13 protein-coding genes are annotated in these 14,965 nt (G+C 45.1%); 12 read left to right on the forward strand and 1 reads right to left on the reverse strand.

Annotated elements, in window-relative coordinates; genetic code table 11:
• Positions 1 to 23: 23 nt before the first annotated feature.
• The gene (locus HMPREF0080_RS03335; RefSeq protein WP_006789798.1) at positions 24 to 671 is read right to left on the reverse strand and encodes a Crp/Fnr family transcriptional regulator; all 648 of its coding nucleotides are present in this window, start codon (positions 669 to 671) and stop codon (positions 24 to 26) included.
• A 307-nt stretch (positions 672 to 978) separates the two neighbouring features.
• Between HMPREF0080_RS03335 and HMPREF0080_RS03340 the strand changes: the two genes are divergently transcribed.
• From HMPREF0080_RS03340 to glmS, 12 genes are all read left to right on the forward strand, one after another.
• On the forward strand, positions 979 to 1,866 hold the full coding sequence (locus tag HMPREF0080_RS03340) for an NAD(P)-dependent oxidoreductase (RefSeq protein ID WP_006789799.1): 888 nt from the start codon (positions 979 to 981) through the stop codon (positions 1,864 to 1,866).
• A 305-nt stretch (positions 1,867 to 2,171) separates the two neighbouring features.
• Positions 2,172 to 2,651 carry a hypothetical protein gene (locus tag HMPREF0080_RS09885; protein WP_156795288.1) on the forward strand — a complete coding sequence of 160 codons (480 nt, stop codon included), beginning with the start codon at positions 2,172 to 2,174 and terminating at the stop codon, positions 2,649 to 2,651.
• A gap of 35 nt (positions 2,652 to 2,686) precedes the next feature.
• Positions 2,687 to 3,655 carry a thiamine pyrophosphate-dependent dehydrogenase E1 component subunit alpha gene (locus HMPREF0080_RS03350; RefSeq protein WP_006789801.1) on the forward strand — a complete coding sequence of 323 codons (969 nt, stop codon included), beginning with the start codon at positions 2,687 to 2,689 and terminating at the stop codon, positions 3,653 to 3,655.
• Between the two features lie 34 nt (positions 3,656 to 3,689).
• On the forward strand, positions 3,690 to 4,667 hold the full coding sequence (locus tag HMPREF0080_RS03355) for an alpha-ketoacid dehydrogenase subunit beta (protein ID WP_040347081.1): 978 nt from the start codon (positions 3,690 to 3,692) through the stop codon (positions 4,665 to 4,667).
• A 46-nt stretch (positions 4,668 to 4,713) separates the two neighbouring features.
• Positions 4,714 to 5,844 (forward strand): MFS transporter, encoded by a 1,131-nt coding sequence (locus HMPREF0080_RS03360; protein WP_006789803.1) that lies wholly within the window; start codon positions 4,714 to 4,716, stop codon positions 5,842 to 5,844.
• Positions 5,837 to 6,037, forward strand: a complete 201-nt coding sequence (locus HMPREF0080_RS10645) for a hypothetical protein (protein ID WP_245527214.1) — start codon at positions 5,837 to 5,839, stop codon at positions 6,035 to 6,037. The genes HMPREF0080_RS03360 and HMPREF0080_RS10645 overlap by 8 nt, the downstream gene beginning before the upstream one ends.
• A 38-nt stretch (positions 6,038 to 6,075) precedes the next feature.
• Positions 6,076 to 7,443 (forward strand): dihydrolipoamide acetyltransferase family protein, encoded by a 1,368-nt coding sequence (locus HMPREF0080_RS03365; RefSeq protein ID WP_006789805.1) that lies wholly within the window; start codon positions 6,076 to 6,078, stop codon positions 7,441 to 7,443.
• A gap of 42 nt (positions 7,444 to 7,485) precedes the next feature.
• The gene (gene lpdA, locus HMPREF0080_RS03370) at positions 7,486 to 9,204 is read left to right on the forward strand and encodes a dihydrolipoyl dehydrogenase (protein WP_156795289.1); all 1,719 of its coding nucleotides are present in this window, start codon (positions 7,486 to 7,488) and stop codon (positions 9,202 to 9,204) included.
• 75 nt (positions 9,205 to 9,279) lie between these two features.
• The gene (gene lipA, locus HMPREF0080_RS03375; RefSeq protein ID WP_006789807.1) at positions 9,280 to 10,179 is read left to right on the forward strand and encodes a lipoyl synthase; all 900 of its coding nucleotides are present in this window, start codon (positions 9,280 to 9,282) and stop codon (positions 10,177 to 10,179) included.
• A gap of 24 nt (positions 10,180 to 10,203) precedes the next feature.
• Positions 10,204 to 11,196: a lipoate--protein ligase gene (gene lplA / locus HMPREF0080_RS03380; RefSeq protein ID WP_006789808.1), complete on the forward strand. Its 993-nt coding sequence runs from the start codon at positions 10,204 to 10,206 to the stop codon at positions 11,194 to 11,196.
• Positions 11,197 to 11,525: 329 nt separating this feature from the next.
• The gene (locus HMPREF0080_RS03385; protein ID WP_006789810.1) at positions 11,526 to 12,692 is read left to right on the forward strand and encodes a class I SAM-dependent methyltransferase; all 1,167 of its coding nucleotides are present in this window, start codon (positions 11,526 to 11,528) and stop codon (positions 12,690 to 12,692) included.
• A 415-nt stretch (positions 12,693 to 13,107) separates the two neighbouring features.
• Positions 13,108 to 14,937: a glutamine--fructose-6-phosphate transaminase (isomerizing) gene (gene glmS, locus HMPREF0080_RS03390; protein WP_006789813.1), complete on the forward strand. Its 1,830-nt coding sequence runs from the start codon at positions 13,108 to 13,110 to the stop codon at positions 14,935 to 14,937.
• Positions 14,938 to 14,965 lie beyond the last annotated feature (28 nt).

Raw genomic sequence — 14,965 nt, forward strand, 5'->3', positions numbered from 1 at the left:
TACAGCCTCCGCTGTTTTATTTGTTAATAGAACCCCTTATCTTTAAAAATATAGCGTAATTTATCCTGGTTCAATATTTTAGTTTTTTTATATTGCACGGAGATCAAGCCTTTTTTAGCGAAGGAATTTAATATACGCGTAGCCGTAATACGGCTCATGCCGGTGACGGAAGCAAGTTGATGATGAGAAAGATGTATTGACGGATTTGACAAGGAAAGCGTATAGAGCAAGCAAGCCAACTTTTCTTCATTACGTTGGAATTGAGCATAAAAAATCCAACTGTGAAGGAGCGTGATTTTGTACATAAAGAACGACAGGATTCCTCGAATAAGTTCTTTGTTTTCCGTCGCTTGTGAGATCAGATTATCGGCAGACAGCTTGTATACATGAGTCGTAGCAAGAGAACTGGTGCAGACGATTCTCAGGGACGGGCAAGTAAAGACATCCTCGCCGATTATCGTATTTCCGGGGAAATAGCATAAGGTTCGCTCCGTACCGTCAGGGTACGGTAAATACACACGGATGAGTCCGCTCTCAATATAGTAAAGGTTTTTTGCCGCTTCATTTCGAATGAAAATAATCTGCCCATCCGTGTATTTTTCTTCCCGTCCGTATTTTTTAAACACTTCCACTAATTTAGTTGTAACAGCCTGAAAGTCACTGGTATTCATTATGCCCCTTTATTACCCCAAGTCCATTACAGCACACTGATAATGATTAGTTGTAATATTCAATATACATGAAATAGATTAAAAGGTCAAATGAGTTCTTTCATGATAAAGAAAAATGACAGCAATTAAAATCACAATTATTTTTAAAATATGATGATATTATATGAAAATACAATAAAAAATAATGAAATTTTTGCGATTGTATAAAGTTATACAATTATCACCTTCTATATATGATATGGTCATACATAATTAATAATCATATATAAAATCACAAAATAGAAAATAAGATAAGGCGGTGAGCAATGTGAAACGAGCAATAATCGGGTTTTTGGGACTTGGTGTTATGGGGCTTCCTATGGCAGTAAATGTAATCAAAAAATCGGGATGTCCCGTACTTGGCTATGATATTGATGAATGCAGAATGCATCGATTTGTTGCTGCAGGCGGAAGTGCCGCCCGTGAGTCGAATGAGATTTATGAGAACTGTGATATAATCCTGCAAATCCTCCCGACACATGAGACGATTTCCGATTCTGTAAAACGCGCGGCTAAGTCAGGTAAGCCGGGGAATATTATTGTGGATCTTTCTTCGGCGGCCCCTCACATCATTATGAGTTTGGAAGAAAACGTAAAAAATGCAGGTATGCATTTATTGGATTCACCGGTAAGCGGCGGCAATCCCAAGGCTGCTGCAGGAACATTGGCCATAATGACAGGTGGGGAGAAATCTGTTTTTGAACAAGTTAAACCGATTTTAGAGTGTATGGGAACTCCTGTATATACAGGCAGCTTAGGCAGCGGCAGTATAACTAAACTGGTCAATAACACGATTGCAGGAGCCTATTTGGCAGCCATAGCCGAAGGATATGCTTTTGCCGCGAAAGCGGGGATAGACTTGATGACTACTTTTAACGCTACTAGGGCGGGCTTTGCAGGAGGTCCTTTGTATGAAAATAAAGTCCCGAAAATTATTACTCGTGATTATGAGCCGGGAGCAAGGGTTGCCGTTCATCGTAAGGATATTCTCAATGCAAAATCTTATGCCCATGCTTTGGGGATTGACCTGCCTGTTACGGATATAACACTGAGAATTATGGATTGGATGAATGATAACGGGTATATACAGATAGATCAGGCCGGCATGATTAAATATTTTGAGGCCAAGATGAAGATCCGTGTGGGAGACGAATAAGATTGGGTATGCAAATAACGGCAGTAGGAAATGCGGGGATCCATTTATCTGAAAAGGGCCATACATTCCTTGTTGACGGAATTTACGGCGTGAATGAGTTTTTTCATGATAGATCCGCTGAAATTTTAAAAGCCGTAAATGGAGAAGACAGTTTGTTTCGTCATGTTGAATTTTTGTTATTTACACATCGGCATCAGGATCATTTTAATAGCTTGAACACAGAAAAATATATACGCTGCAATAAGGTTAAAGGCATTTATTTGCCTTGCCCCAGCCGGACGCTTGCCCCTTATGAGGACGGCCGGATGATACATGTGGAAAATACTTCGGCTAAAGTTGTATATGTTGGAAAAGATGCGCCTGAACTTCAGGTGGAAAAGGTTACAGAATACATCCGTTTTATATTTTTTAGAACATTACATATGGGGAAAGATGTATTTAACATTCGGCATTACAGTATTGTGCTTACCATATACGGGAACAGTTATATTTTTATGAGTGATGCCGGCACGGACTATTCTGCGGAAGCCGTGTTTTCTTTAACTGAGGGGACTATAGTGAAGGGGATATTTATCAATCCGTTGGCGTATATGGGCCGCGGATGCAAACGTTGGCTCGAAGATATTTCTCCGGAACATGTATTTATTTATCATATTCCGGAAACGGAGCGGGGCAATCACGGAATCCGCGGATTAGCCGATTCTATTCGTAAAAAGGAGGTGGGAAAAAGTAATTTGCATGTTTTGTCAGAGCCTCTGCAATCAGTTTTTCTCAATGAACGGTGATCTTAATTATTATTTAACAAAGGGGTAGATGCAATATGAAAAAATATGACAAAGTTTTTTTATTGGAAGCGTATCGTAAAATGACAACAATCCGCGCATATGAGTCCAAGGTTGAAGAAATTTTTTTGGCAGGTGAATTGCCCGGATTTACTCATTTGTATATCGGTGAAGAAGCTTGCGGTGTGGGTGTATGCGAAAATCTGAACACGGATGATTATATTGCCAGCACTCATCGCGGACACGGACACTGCATGGCTAAAGGGGCAGATGTTAAGAAAATGATGGCTGAATTATACGGTAAAGAAACCGGGTATTGTCATGGTAAAGGCGGTTCTATGCATATTGCCGATTTTTCAATCGGTATGCTTGGCGCCAACGGTGTTGTCGGCGCCGGTTATAACCTGGCCATGGGAGCGGCATTGGCTGCCCAATTACGGGGAACAAAGCAAATTGCCGTGGCATTTTTCGGCGATGGGGCCTCTAATCGAGGTACCTTCCATGAATCTTGTAACATGGCCTCCGTCTGGAAATTACCCATCCTGTATGTTTGCGAAATGAACCAATGGGCTTCCACCACCCCGTATCGGACGACTACTTCCGTTGAAGATATTGCAGTGCGTGCAGCGGCTTATAATATGCCCGGCAAGACAGTAAACGGGAATGACTTTTTTGACGTATATGAAGCGGCGAAAGAAGCCGTTGCGTATGTTCGTAGCGGTAAGGGGCCGTATTTGCTGGAATTAAAAACATATAGAATAAAGGGACACTTTGTCGGGGACCCGGAAAAATACCGCACAAAAGAAGAAGTAACGGAACATTTCAGCAAGGACGATCCGTTGCAGAATTTCCGGAAAACTGTTGTCAGTAAGAAGTGGCTCACAAATGAAGAATTGGATCAGCTGGATGACGCAGCGAAAAATTTAGTCGCTGCGGCCGTAGAAGAAGCGATGGTGGCGCCTTTCCCCGCTGAATCCGAATTAATGGAAAATTACTATTGTGATTGAAAGAAAATTAATTGATTCAGGGAGGAATGCCGGTATGAGACAAATTACTTTCTCTGTAGCAACACAGGAAGCCATGCGTGAAGAGATGCAAAGAGATGAAACTGTATTTTTGATGGGAGAAGATATTGCCAGACAGGGCGGTATTTTTGGACAGTTTAAGGATCTGGCGGCCGAATTCGGATCTGAACGCGTTCGGGATACACCGATTTCTGAAACCGCTATTATAGGCGGCGGTGTCGGTGCGGCCTTAGCCGGTATGAGACCGGTAGTAGATATGCATTTTGCCGATTTTATTGGGGTACCTATGGATGAAATTTTTAATCAGATGGCCAAAGCCCGCTATATGTTCGGAGGGCAGGCAAAGGTTCCCTTGGTATTGCGTGCCCCGGACGGTATGACTCGTGGCGGGGCGGCACAGCATTCTCAATGCGTGGAGGCATGGTTCATGCACATTCCCGGGATAAAGGTGGTTATTCCTTCCAATCCCGCCGATGCAAAAGGGCTGCTGAAGTCTGCCATTCGAAGTGACGATCCGGTCTTATATTTTGAGCATAAACGGCTCTTTTCCATGAAAGGTGATGTGCCGGAAGGAGAATACGTGACACCTATAGGCAAAGCCAAGGTTGCGAAGGATGGAACGGATTTAACCGTCGTTTCTTACTCCTATTATATGCATAACGTATTAGAAGCAGCTGAAGCACTTGATAAAGACGGTATTCATGTTGAATGCGTTGATCTGCGGACCATTTCTCCGCTTGATATGGATACGATATATGAATCACTGAGGAAGACAAAGAAGCTTATGATCGTCCATGAAGCCGTTAAACAAGGTGGTGTCGGCGCGGAAGTTGCAGCCCGCACTGCCGAGGATATGATTGATTATTTGGATGCCCCTATTATTCGTTTGGGAGCTCCCTTTGTGCCGATACCGTATGCACCGACTTTGGAACGGTTAGTTAAGATTGAGCCTGGAGATATTATCAAGGCGGTAAAGGACTTGCTCGGCGACTGACGTAGGTTAGCTCAAAGTGTATTACTGACAGAAAGGATGTATTTTTATGGATCCGAAATATAAAAGTATAAATTTTGCCAGCTTGGATCGCAGAAGGAAAATCCATATTATTTTCCCCGTTTTCCTGGTTTCGGTTATTGCATTTATTGACAGAGTCAATATTGCCTATGCCGGTATGACTATGTCACAGCAGCTTGATTGGCTGACGCCCGAAATATTCGGAGCTGGTGCGGGAATGTTTTTTCTGGGCTACTTCTTTTTTGAAATCCCCGGGTCTTTGATTGCAGCCAAGTTTGACGCCTGCAAATGGATAGCGCGAATAATGTTTACGTGGGGCGTTGTCTGCGGCCTTCTGGCTTTTATGCAGTCGCCGCTGCACTTTTATTTGTTCCGCTTTTTATTGGGTGCCTGCGAGGCGAGTTTATACCCTGTTATCTATGCCGTATTATTTCCTCGCTGGTTTCTGGGAAGAGAGAGGGCGGCAGCAATCTCTCTTATGCTGACTTCTCTTTTAATTGCGGCCATTATCGGTGCGCCTATTGCCGGCGTGCTGCTTGAATTTTGTTTATTCGGATTGTACGGCTGGCAGTGCCTGTTCTTATTGGAAGCCGTTCCGGCACTTGTATTCACCTTTGTGTTTCTGTTTTGGGTCAAAGATCGCCCGGACAAAGTAACATGGCTTACACCGTTGGAAAAACAATACTTAAATGAAACTATTGCGGCGGAAGAAGAAGAAAAACATAAAACTAAAAAATATACAATTTGGCAGGCGCTTACAGATAAAAAGGTCTGGCGTCTATGTTTGATTTACTTTACCTGGATCACCGGTTTCTGGGGATTTAATTTTTGGATGCCTCAGGTTCTTAAAGGGGTTTCCGGCTGGTCCCCCTCATTGGTCGGCGTAGCTATCGTTTTTCCAATGGGAGCGGCTCTGATAGCACAGATTATTGTCGGCCATCATTCTTCTAAAACGGGAGAAATCCGCTGGCATATTGCCGGATGTATGTTTTTGGGAGCATTCGGCCTGATTTGCGCACCCTTTATTCATACCGGATTCCTAAGCCTTCTGTTCATTTCCATTACTGCCAGGAGTATATTCGGCCATGGGAACATGGTGGTCCGTCCCTACTACTTTCCTCAGTGGAGCTGCCGCTGCCGGAGCGACCGCTTTGATTAACTCTATTGCCAATCTGGGCGGATACTTGGGACCTTATATGTTGGGCGTGATCAAACAGACGACCGGGTCAACCGATGCAGGATACTTCGCTCTGGGGGGAATGTTGGTCATATCCGGGTTGATCATGTTGAGCTTACCTAAGAAATCAACTGTCGGAACTCTTGCGGCCGACGCGGCTGAAGTAAAGGAATAGTACACACGTAATGATGCGGACGAAGGAGGGAATACGTAATGGCTAGTGAACTTATTATGCCCCAACTCGGTTTGACGATGACCGAAGGCACCGTTTCTCAATGGCTGAAAAGAGAAGGCGACGTTGTAAAAAAAGGCGAAGAAGTCGTTGAGGTGGAAACGGATAAAATTAATAATATCGTTGAAGCTCCCGAAGACGGAATCCTTTTAAAAATTGTCGCACAAGAAGGAGACATACTTCCCGTTAAAGGTGTTCTCGGTATTATCGGTGCAGTCGGAGAGGAGGTTGTTCAAGACAGCGGTAATGCGACTGTTCCACAAAGCGTATCGGAAGCGCTGGCGGTGAATGATCAGGCGGCGGCTGTTTCGGAAGTAAGTGGAGCTATCCCTGTTCAAAATACAAGTGTTGACGGATGGGTTTTGGCAACTCCTTACGCAAGATTTCTTGCCCGCCGCAACGGTATTAATCTTGCATTTGTATCCGGCAGCGGCCCTAACGGTCGGATTATAGGCAGTGATATTTTTGCCTATGAGGAAGAAAATAAAATCAGAATTTCACCGACAGCGGCTAAAATTGCTTCGTCATTAGGTGTGAATACAGAAATGCTCCGGACTGACGGACGTATTATGAAAGCGGACGTGTTTGCTGCTGTCGAGGGTGTTCCGACGACTGCATTCGTTACCAATGAGCCCGTTCCGGCTGTATCTGCCGGGACGAACACGGTAAGAGACACGGACAGAAAAGGCACGAAACTTAAAGGTATGCGAAAGGTTATTGCGCAACGGCTCAGTGAAGGGTGGAGAAATACGCCTCATGTACATCACACAGTTGAAATTGATATGACGGAAGCCGTTAAGCTTAGAGCGACCTTTAAGGCAATGGATAAGAAATTTACCTTTACGGACCTCATCGTCAAGGCCTACGGTAAGGTTTTAAAAGAATATACGAGTGCCAATGACAGCTTGGTAGATGATTGCATTATTCACCATGAAGAAATTAATATAGGAGTCGCTGTTGCCGTCAATGAAGGGCTTATTGTACCCGTCATCAGAAATGCCGACCGGCTGGGCTTGATGGATATTCATAAAAAAGTCGGAGAACTTGCTGAAAGAGCACGCAGTGGACGGCTTTCTCCCGATGAGTTGCAGGGCGGCACATGTACGGTCAGTAATTTAGGTATGTACGGCTGCGATCATTTTACACCGATTGTAAACCCGCCTGAAGCTACAATTTTAGGAGTATGCCGTACTGTAGAAAAGCCTGTTGTTCGTAATGGAGAGGTTATTGTTGCGCCGATGATGAATGCCGTCCTCGGCTATGACCATCGAGTCATTGACGGAGCTACTGCTGGCTTAGTTACAGCACGGCTGAGGGAATATTTAGAAAATCCGCTGTTATTATTGTAGAGAAATAATGGAAGTCGCATAAAGGTAAAGGAGGGGATCTGGGTGGCAAGTGAACTTACAATGCCCCAACTGGGATTGACAATGACGGAAGGCATTGTATCTCAATGGTTAAAGCAAGAAGGAGATGTCGTCAGAAAAGGGGACTGCGTCGTTGAAGTCGAAACCGATAAAATTAACAACAGAATTGAATCTCCTGTCGACGGCATATTATTGAAAATAGTTGCACAGGAAGGGGAAGTTTTGCCTCTGTTAGGAATACTCGGGTATATCGGCCTGCGTGGAGAAGTCGTTGATGGTGCAGGTACTGCCGGAGCGAAGGCCCCGACGGAAAAGGATACGGATATTCTGTTCGTGCCGGTCTCGGAAAACGGCAGTAAAAAGAAAATCATTGTTATAGGTGCCGGTCCCGGCGGCTATGTAACGGCTATAAAAGCGGCACAGCTGGGCGCTGATACGGTTATTATAGAATCCGAAAATGTCGGCGGCACATGTCTCAATATAGGTTGTATTCCCACAAAGGCTCTAATTCATGCCAGCTCTCTCTACCGTTCGGTTTTAACAGAGGCAAAAAAAGTGGGTGTTCATATTTCCGATATATCTATTGATTGGAAAGAAACTCAGAAATATAAAAATTCTGTTGTTAATCGTCTTGTAGACGGTGTGGACAGATTATTGAAGGCTAACGGCGTAAAGAAGTACAAAGGTCGCGGGGTAGTAGTTGATCCGCATACAGTAGCCGTTAACGGAGAGCGGATTTCTGCTGACTATATTATTCTTGCGACCGGTTCGGAAGCCGTTCATTTAAATTTCCCCGGAGCTGATTTACCGGGAGTTATTGACAGTACGCAGGCACTTGACTTGGAAGACATCCCCAAGTCTCTGGTTATCATCGGCGGCGGTGTTATCGGCGTTGAATTCGCATCCATGTTTGCGTCTGTAGGAACAAAATGCACTATTATCGAGGCTCTGCCTCATATTTTACCTCCCGTCGATAAAGAAATCGTTTCACTTGTTCAGGCGGATTTGGAAAAACGCGGTATTGACGTGGCTGTTAACGCCAAAGTCATATCAATTGAGAAGAAGTGCGGATCCTTGCTCATCCATACGGAACGACAGGGACAAGAATACTGCGTTCGGGGTGATACGGTTATTGTTGCTGTCGGCCGTCGTCCCAACACTTATCATATGGGGTTGGAAGAAGTCGGTGTAAAATTGGAAGGCGGCAAAGTCGTTACGGACGATACCTTCCGAACCAGTGTGCCGTCTATTTTTGCTGTCGGTGATTGCAACGGGAAGCTCATGCTGGCTCATGCTGCTTCTGCGCAGGGGGTTGCGGCAGTAGAATATATTATGACCGGTAAGGGCGTGTATGAGGCGGCAACCGTCCCTTCATGCATCTATCTGGAACCCGAAGCGGCAAGTGTGGGATTGAAAGAAGAAGATGTTGTTAATAAGGGTATTGACTATACAGTGGGGAAATTCGCACTTTCCGGGAACGGTAAAAGCCTTATTGAAAACGGCGGCGTCGGCATGATCAAAATTATTGCCGATACGAAATATGGAGAAGTGTTGGGCGTCCATATGTACGGTCCCCGAGTGACGGAGCTGATTGCTGCATGCGGATTGGCAATTCGTTTAGAAGCGACGGTTGATGAGTTAATTACAACTGTCTGGGCTCATCCTACTATCGGCGAGTCATTGGGTGAGGCGGCGGCGGATGTGTTCGGTAATGCCGTTCATTGGCCGCCTAAAAAGAAATAATGACGGAAAAAACGGATTATAGAAGGTGTCGTAACGGACACCTTCTATATATCTGTATATAAGAGGTGAGAAGATATGGCTGCGAACACATGTAAAAAGCCTGAATGGTTAAAACAGAGGGTTTGTGATAATAAAATATATTCTGATGTGCGAAATATGATGAAAGAATTAAAACTCCATACAGTGTGTGAAAATGCAAATTGTCCCAATATAGGTGAATGTTTCGGTCATAGGACGGCCACCTTTTTAATTTTAGGCGGGATCTGCACCAGAGCTTGTAAATATTGTGCGGTTCCTAAAGGCAGACCCGAATTTTTGGATAAGGAAGAACCTGAAAAGTTAGCTGCGGCAGTTGTGCGATTGGGTTTAAAGCACGTAGTAATTACTTCAGTTACGCGCGATGATTTGCCTGACGGCGGAGCGGCACAGTTTGCGGAATGTATAAAGATGGTAAGGCTGTATGCAGAAAAGACGTCAATAGAAGTCCTGGTGCCTGACTTTAAAGGAAGTAAAAAAAGCTTGGATACGGTTCTTAACAGTCAGCCTGAAGTTTTTAATCACAATATTGAAACAGTGGAACGATTTTTCTCTGCAGTGCGTCCTGTGGGCAGCTATCACGAATCACTTCGCGTGTTGCAGTACGCGTCCGATTATGTGACCAGACCATTAGTGAAAAGCGGCATGATGGTTGGATTCGGTGAAACGAGTGATGATATGAAACGGACCTTCAATGATCTATCCGGTGCCGGTGTTGATATTATCACGATTGGTCAATATTTGAGACCTTCCGATAAGCACGTGCCCGTTGCGGAGTATGTGACACCGGACACCTTTGAACACTATAAAGAACTGGCGGTTCAATTCGGGATCGCCCATGTCGTCAGCGGACCTCTGGTGAGGAGTTCCTATAAAGCCGGAATAGTAGTGGAAAATTATCGGAAAGGACAGGCTTCATCATATATGCAACTATTCTGAAACCATACTTTACAGGAGCTTAGTATGAAATATTTGGAAGTAAAATCAACGGACCCGTATTTAAATTTAGCTTTAGAAAATTATATGTTTGAATATATGCCCTCTGAGGAGGATTATTTTCTGTTATGGCAAGTTGATAATTCTATTTTAATCGGTAAGCATCAAAATACAGTTGAAGAAATAAATAAAGAATTCGTGGATCAACATGACATCAAGGTCGTCCGGCGTCTTACCGGTGGAGGTGCAGTATTTCATGATCTTGGAAATGTGAACTTTTCCTTTATTGTGAAACGGCGGAAAAATCGTGATTTCGATTTTCATTTTTTTGTGGAACCTGTGTTACGGGTCATGAATACACTGGGTATTAAAGCCGAATTTTCCGGCCGGAATGATCTGCTTATTGACGGAATGAAATTTTCCGGAAATGCGCAGTGCGCTAAAGCCGATCGCTTATTGCATCACGGATGCATCATGGTTAATGCTAATGTTGATTACCTTTCTGAAGCGTTAAGGGTAAAAGAGAAAAAGTATGAGTCGCGGGGCATTAAATCAGTGCGGAGCAGGGTGACATATGTCAACGAACGGTTAGGTAACCCCGTTTCTGTAGAAACCTTTAAACAGCTGTTGCTTTGTGAAGTGTTGCGGGAAAACGGTGACATGCGGCCTGTTGAGCTGCATGACGGAGACCGGGAACGAATTAAAGATATTAGAGACAGCCGGTTTGCTGCCTGGGAATGGAACTACGGTAAGTCCCCTGTATACAATGTGAGGAAAGAAAAAAAATTTCCTGCCGGCTTAGTAACCATATATATGCAGGTAAATAAAGGATACATAGAAAAAGCGAAGTTATACGGGGATTTTTTCGGTAATGAAGACATAACGGAATTGGAAGAAAAATTTACCGGTATACGGCTGAATAAAAACAGCTTGTCGGAAGCATTGGAAGCCATGCGGATTGATACATACATGAGAGATATTTCGGCACAGGATATGTATGAACTCATATGGTATGCCTGAACGAGCTTTACATCTGCCCGCCGGCCTCGAAACATCGTCCTGCAACAGGAGCATACGTCCCGGATCGCATGCTCCTGTTTTCTTTTTGACGTATAGCTGTCGACAGTGATGTGTTCCCCATATTACATATTCGCATGAGGGACAGATTTTTCTTCACAATATAGGATATTTTCGATAAAATAAGGATGGACTAAGCGTATTATAAATTTTTCGGATAAGCGGCTGTCGCTGTGGCAATGCCGCCTGTTTTGGCGGGATGACGGCCGTTTCGGTGAGAATGATTTCGGGAATTATCATACAGGGCATTTTATGCGGGAGGAGGGTTTGGCATGAATTTATCGGACAGTTTTTTTATTCACTATTTACATCGTTTTGACAAATATTGTTTTGCCGTACAGCTGCACGGTAAAACGTATACTATTGGAGAAGGAGAACCGGTATTTAAATTAATCGTTTATAAGGATATTCCCAAGACAAAACTTCTCTCTTCCACCTCCCTTGCCTTAGGAGAAGCGTACATGAGCAAGGATGTCGATATTGAAGGGGATCTGTTCACGGCTTTATGCTGCCTTCTCGAACAGAAGCAGAGCTTTTCTCTGGATAGGACTATTTTACGGAATATCCTCTTTCAGTCCGAGGCGAAGGATAAACAGAAGATACAGGTAGCTTCTCATTATGACTTGGGCAATGAATTTTATTCGGTATGGCTCGACCCTTCCATGAGTTATTCATGCGCATATTTTAAAAGCGATGCGGATACGCTGGAGACCGCACAGCGCAACAAGGTCCGGTATATCCTGAAAAAACTTTGCCTGAAAGAAGGCATGTCTTTGCTTGATATCGGCTGCGGTTGGGGGTATTTGCTCATTGAAGCGGCCAGGGAATACGGTGTCAGCGGATACGGCTGCACCTTGAGCAAGGAACAATGGCGGAAGGGACAGGAACGGATTAAGGAATTGGGATTGCAGGATCTGATGGAGATCGATTTGATCGACTATCGCGATCTGGATAAGCTGAACCGTACGTATGATCGTATTGTAAGTGTCGGCATGATCGAACATGTGGGCCGTTCCAACTATGGATTATATATGTCCATGGTCGGCCATCTTCTGAAGGAAGGAGGCCTCTTCCTGCTTCATTACATCAGCGGACACGATGAACAGGTGGGGAACCCGTGGATGCGCAAATATATTTTCCCGGGCGGCATCTTGCCGTCTTTACGTGAAATTGTAAGCTTGGCATATGATACGGAGTTCCAGATCATCGATGTGGAAAGCCTGCGCCGCCATTATTATAAGACACTCCTGTGCTGGTATGACAACTTTCAGAAAGTTCGCGATCAGATAAAAGCAAAACGCGGGTCCGAGTTTGTGCGCATGTGGGAATTATATCTCTGCGGCTGCGCCGCTTCCTTTTACATCGGCAATATCGATCTCCATCAGATCCTGATGACCAAGGGAATAAATAATGAACTGCCTATGACGCGGTGGTATTAAGCATATTTTCCTTGCCGGTCATGGCGGATAAAGGGCAGGCTTTAAGTCTGCCCTTTTATCTGTGTAAAACAGTCGCGGGAAATCGGGGCACATGATTTTTTCTCTCATCTTGACTGGCAAAGCATTATCAACTATGATATGAGAAATAGTAAGGACAGTGCCTTGCTGTTTTCTTTTTATTTTTTAATGTTCGCAGGTTGTTGTCGGATTCAATTACGGAAAAGACATTGTCTTAGCGCTGGCTCTCCGTTCGGAGAGGACGAGGAAGAGGTTGTCGAAATTTCAGCGGATGCCTCTCGGCTCAGCCGGTCGATAAAGGCCGTCAAAACTCATCGGTGACGGTGAGGACAAAGCGGTACATAAGGCTTTTCGACAAGACCGCGACAGTTTCCTTTCATAAGGAGGGTATGACAGTATGTGCGGTATTGTAGGGTATGTGGGTAAGGAACAGGCAGCTCCGTTCTTATTGGACGGCCTTTCCAAGTTGGAATACAGAGGGTATGATTCTTCCGGCATTGCCACCTTTGACGGTACGAATTTGATCGTTGAGAAATGTGTCGGCCGCCTGGCTGCTTTGGAAGAAAAAATTGCCGGTCATGTTCCGCAGGGGCATATCGGTATCGGACACACCCGCTGGGCCACACACGGACGTCCGGCGGATAACAACGCTCATCCTCACACGGACGGGGAAGGCAGGTTTGCCGTCGTTCACAACGGCATTATTGAAAATTACCTGCCCTTAAAAGAAGAGCTCATTAAAAAGGGACATACATTCAAATCGGAAACGGATACGGAAGTGGTAGCGAACCTGCTGGCGGAGGTGTATGAAGGAAATTTTGAAGCGGCTGTTCATACGGTGCTGAACAGAATAGAAGGTTCATATTCACTTGTGTTTCTGTCTAAAGAACAGCCGGATCGTCTTATTTGTGCGAAGAAAGATAACCCCCTGGTTATCGGTCTCGGCAAGGGGGAAAACTTTATTGCCTCCGATATTCCGGCAATTATCAGTAAAACGAGGAAAACATATATTTTAAATGACGGTGAAGTTGCGGTCGTTCGTGCCGACGGCGTAGAGGTCCGCAATCTTCAGGGCGAACGGGTGGACAAGAAGGTTTTTGAAGTAAACTGGAACGCCGAAGCTGCCGAAAAAGGCGGATATGAACATTTCATGCTAAAAGAAATCCATGAACAGCCGAAAGCTATCCGCGACACCATGTCACAGCGTATTGCCAAAGACGGCAAAACCATCGTCATGGAAGAATTAAAATGGGATAAAGATTTTCTTGATTCCGTCAATAAAATTGCCGTAGTTGCCTGCGGTACGGCATATCATGCCGGCCTTGTCGGCAAGTCCTACATAGAAAAACTTGTCCGGATGCCTGTGGAAATCGACGTTGCTTCGGAATTTCGCTATAAAGATCCGATTATCGACGAAAAAACATTGACTATCGTTGTCAGTCAGTCCGGTGAGACGAGCGATACATTAGCGGCGCTGAAAGAAGCCGGGCGCCGCGGCTCCAGAACCCTGGCCATCACCAATGTTGTCGGTTCTTCTATCGCCCGCGAGGCCGATCAGGTCATCTATACATGGGCGGGACCGGAAATTGCCGTAGCCTCGACAAAGGCGTACACGACCCAGCTCGTCGCCTTCTTCATGCTTGCGCTTTACATGGCGGAAATTATGGGCACGCAGCCTGCCGAGCGGATTACGCAACTTATTGATGCGTTGCGCCGTTTGCCTGATGATGTGGGCCGTACCTTTGAGGATGTTGACCCTCTCAAGACCTTTGCCAGACAGTACGGCTTTAATGAAGACGCTTTCTTCATCGGCCGTTCTCTCGACTATAACGTCGCTATGGAAGGTTCGTTAAAACTCAAAGAAATTTCCTACATCCATGCGGAAGCATACGCTGCCGGTGAACTGAAACACGGTACACTCGCCCTCATCGTGGAAGGCGTGCCCGTCATCGCCCTGGCAACGCAGAAACACGTCTATGAGAAAACGCTCAGTAACATTAAAGAAGTTAAGGCCCGCGACGCCGTTGTTATCGGCATAGCCGCGGAAAATGATACAGAGCTTGAAAAATACGTTGACCATGTCATCAAGGTTCCGGAGACGGATGAGCTGCTGACGCCCGTTCTTGCGGTCGTTCCGTTGCAGTTGCTCGCGTACTATACGGCGATTACAAGAGGAGCGGACGTGGATAAGCCGCGTAACCTCGCAAAATCCGTAACAGTCGAATAAGATATATGAATGAAGAGGCGCCGCATCA

The organism is Megasphaera geminata F0357, from assembly GCF_000239275.1.
Lineage (GTDB): Bacteria > Bacillota > Negativicutes > Veillonellales > Megasphaeraceae > Megasphaera > Megasphaera geminata.

Coding starts and splice junctions, on each gene's coding strand:
- HMPREF0080_RS03335 (WP_006789798.1), bottom strand. CDS start 671: ATGAATACCAGTGACTTTCAGGCTGTTACAACTAAATTAGTGGAAGTG.
- HMPREF0080_RS09885 (WP_156795288.1), top strand. CDS start 2,172: ATGATACATGTGGAAAATACTTCGGCTAAAGTTGTATATGTTGGAAAA.
- HMPREF0080_RS03350 (WP_006789801.1), top strand. CDS start 2,687: ATGAAAAAATATGACAAAGTTTTTTTATTGGAAGCGTATCGTAAAATG.
- HMPREF0080_RS03355 (WP_040347081.1), top strand. CDS start 3,690: ATGAGACAAATTACTTTCTCTGTAGCAACACAGGAAGCCATGCGTGAA.
- HMPREF0080_RS03360 (WP_006789803.1), top strand. CDS start 4,714: ATGGATCCGAAATATAAAAGTATAAATTTTGCCAGCTTGGATCGCAGA.
- HMPREF0080_RS03365 (WP_006789805.1), top strand. CDS start 6,076: ATGGCTAGTGAACTTATTATGCCCCAACTCGGTTTGACGATGACCGAA.
- lipA (WP_006789807.1), top strand. CDS start 9,280: ATGGCTGCGAACACATGTAAAAAGCCTGAATGGTTAAAACAGAGGGTT.
- lplA (WP_006789808.1), top strand. CDS start 10,204: ATGAAATATTTGGAAGTAAAATCAACGGACCCGTATTTAAATTTAGCT.
- HMPREF0080_RS03385 (WP_006789810.1), top strand. CDS start 11,526: ATGAATTTATCGGACAGTTTTTTTATTCACTATTTACATCGTTTTGAC.
- glmS (WP_006789813.1), top strand. CDS start 13,108: ATGTGCGGTATTGTAGGGTATGTGGGTAAGGAACAGGCAGCTCCGTTC.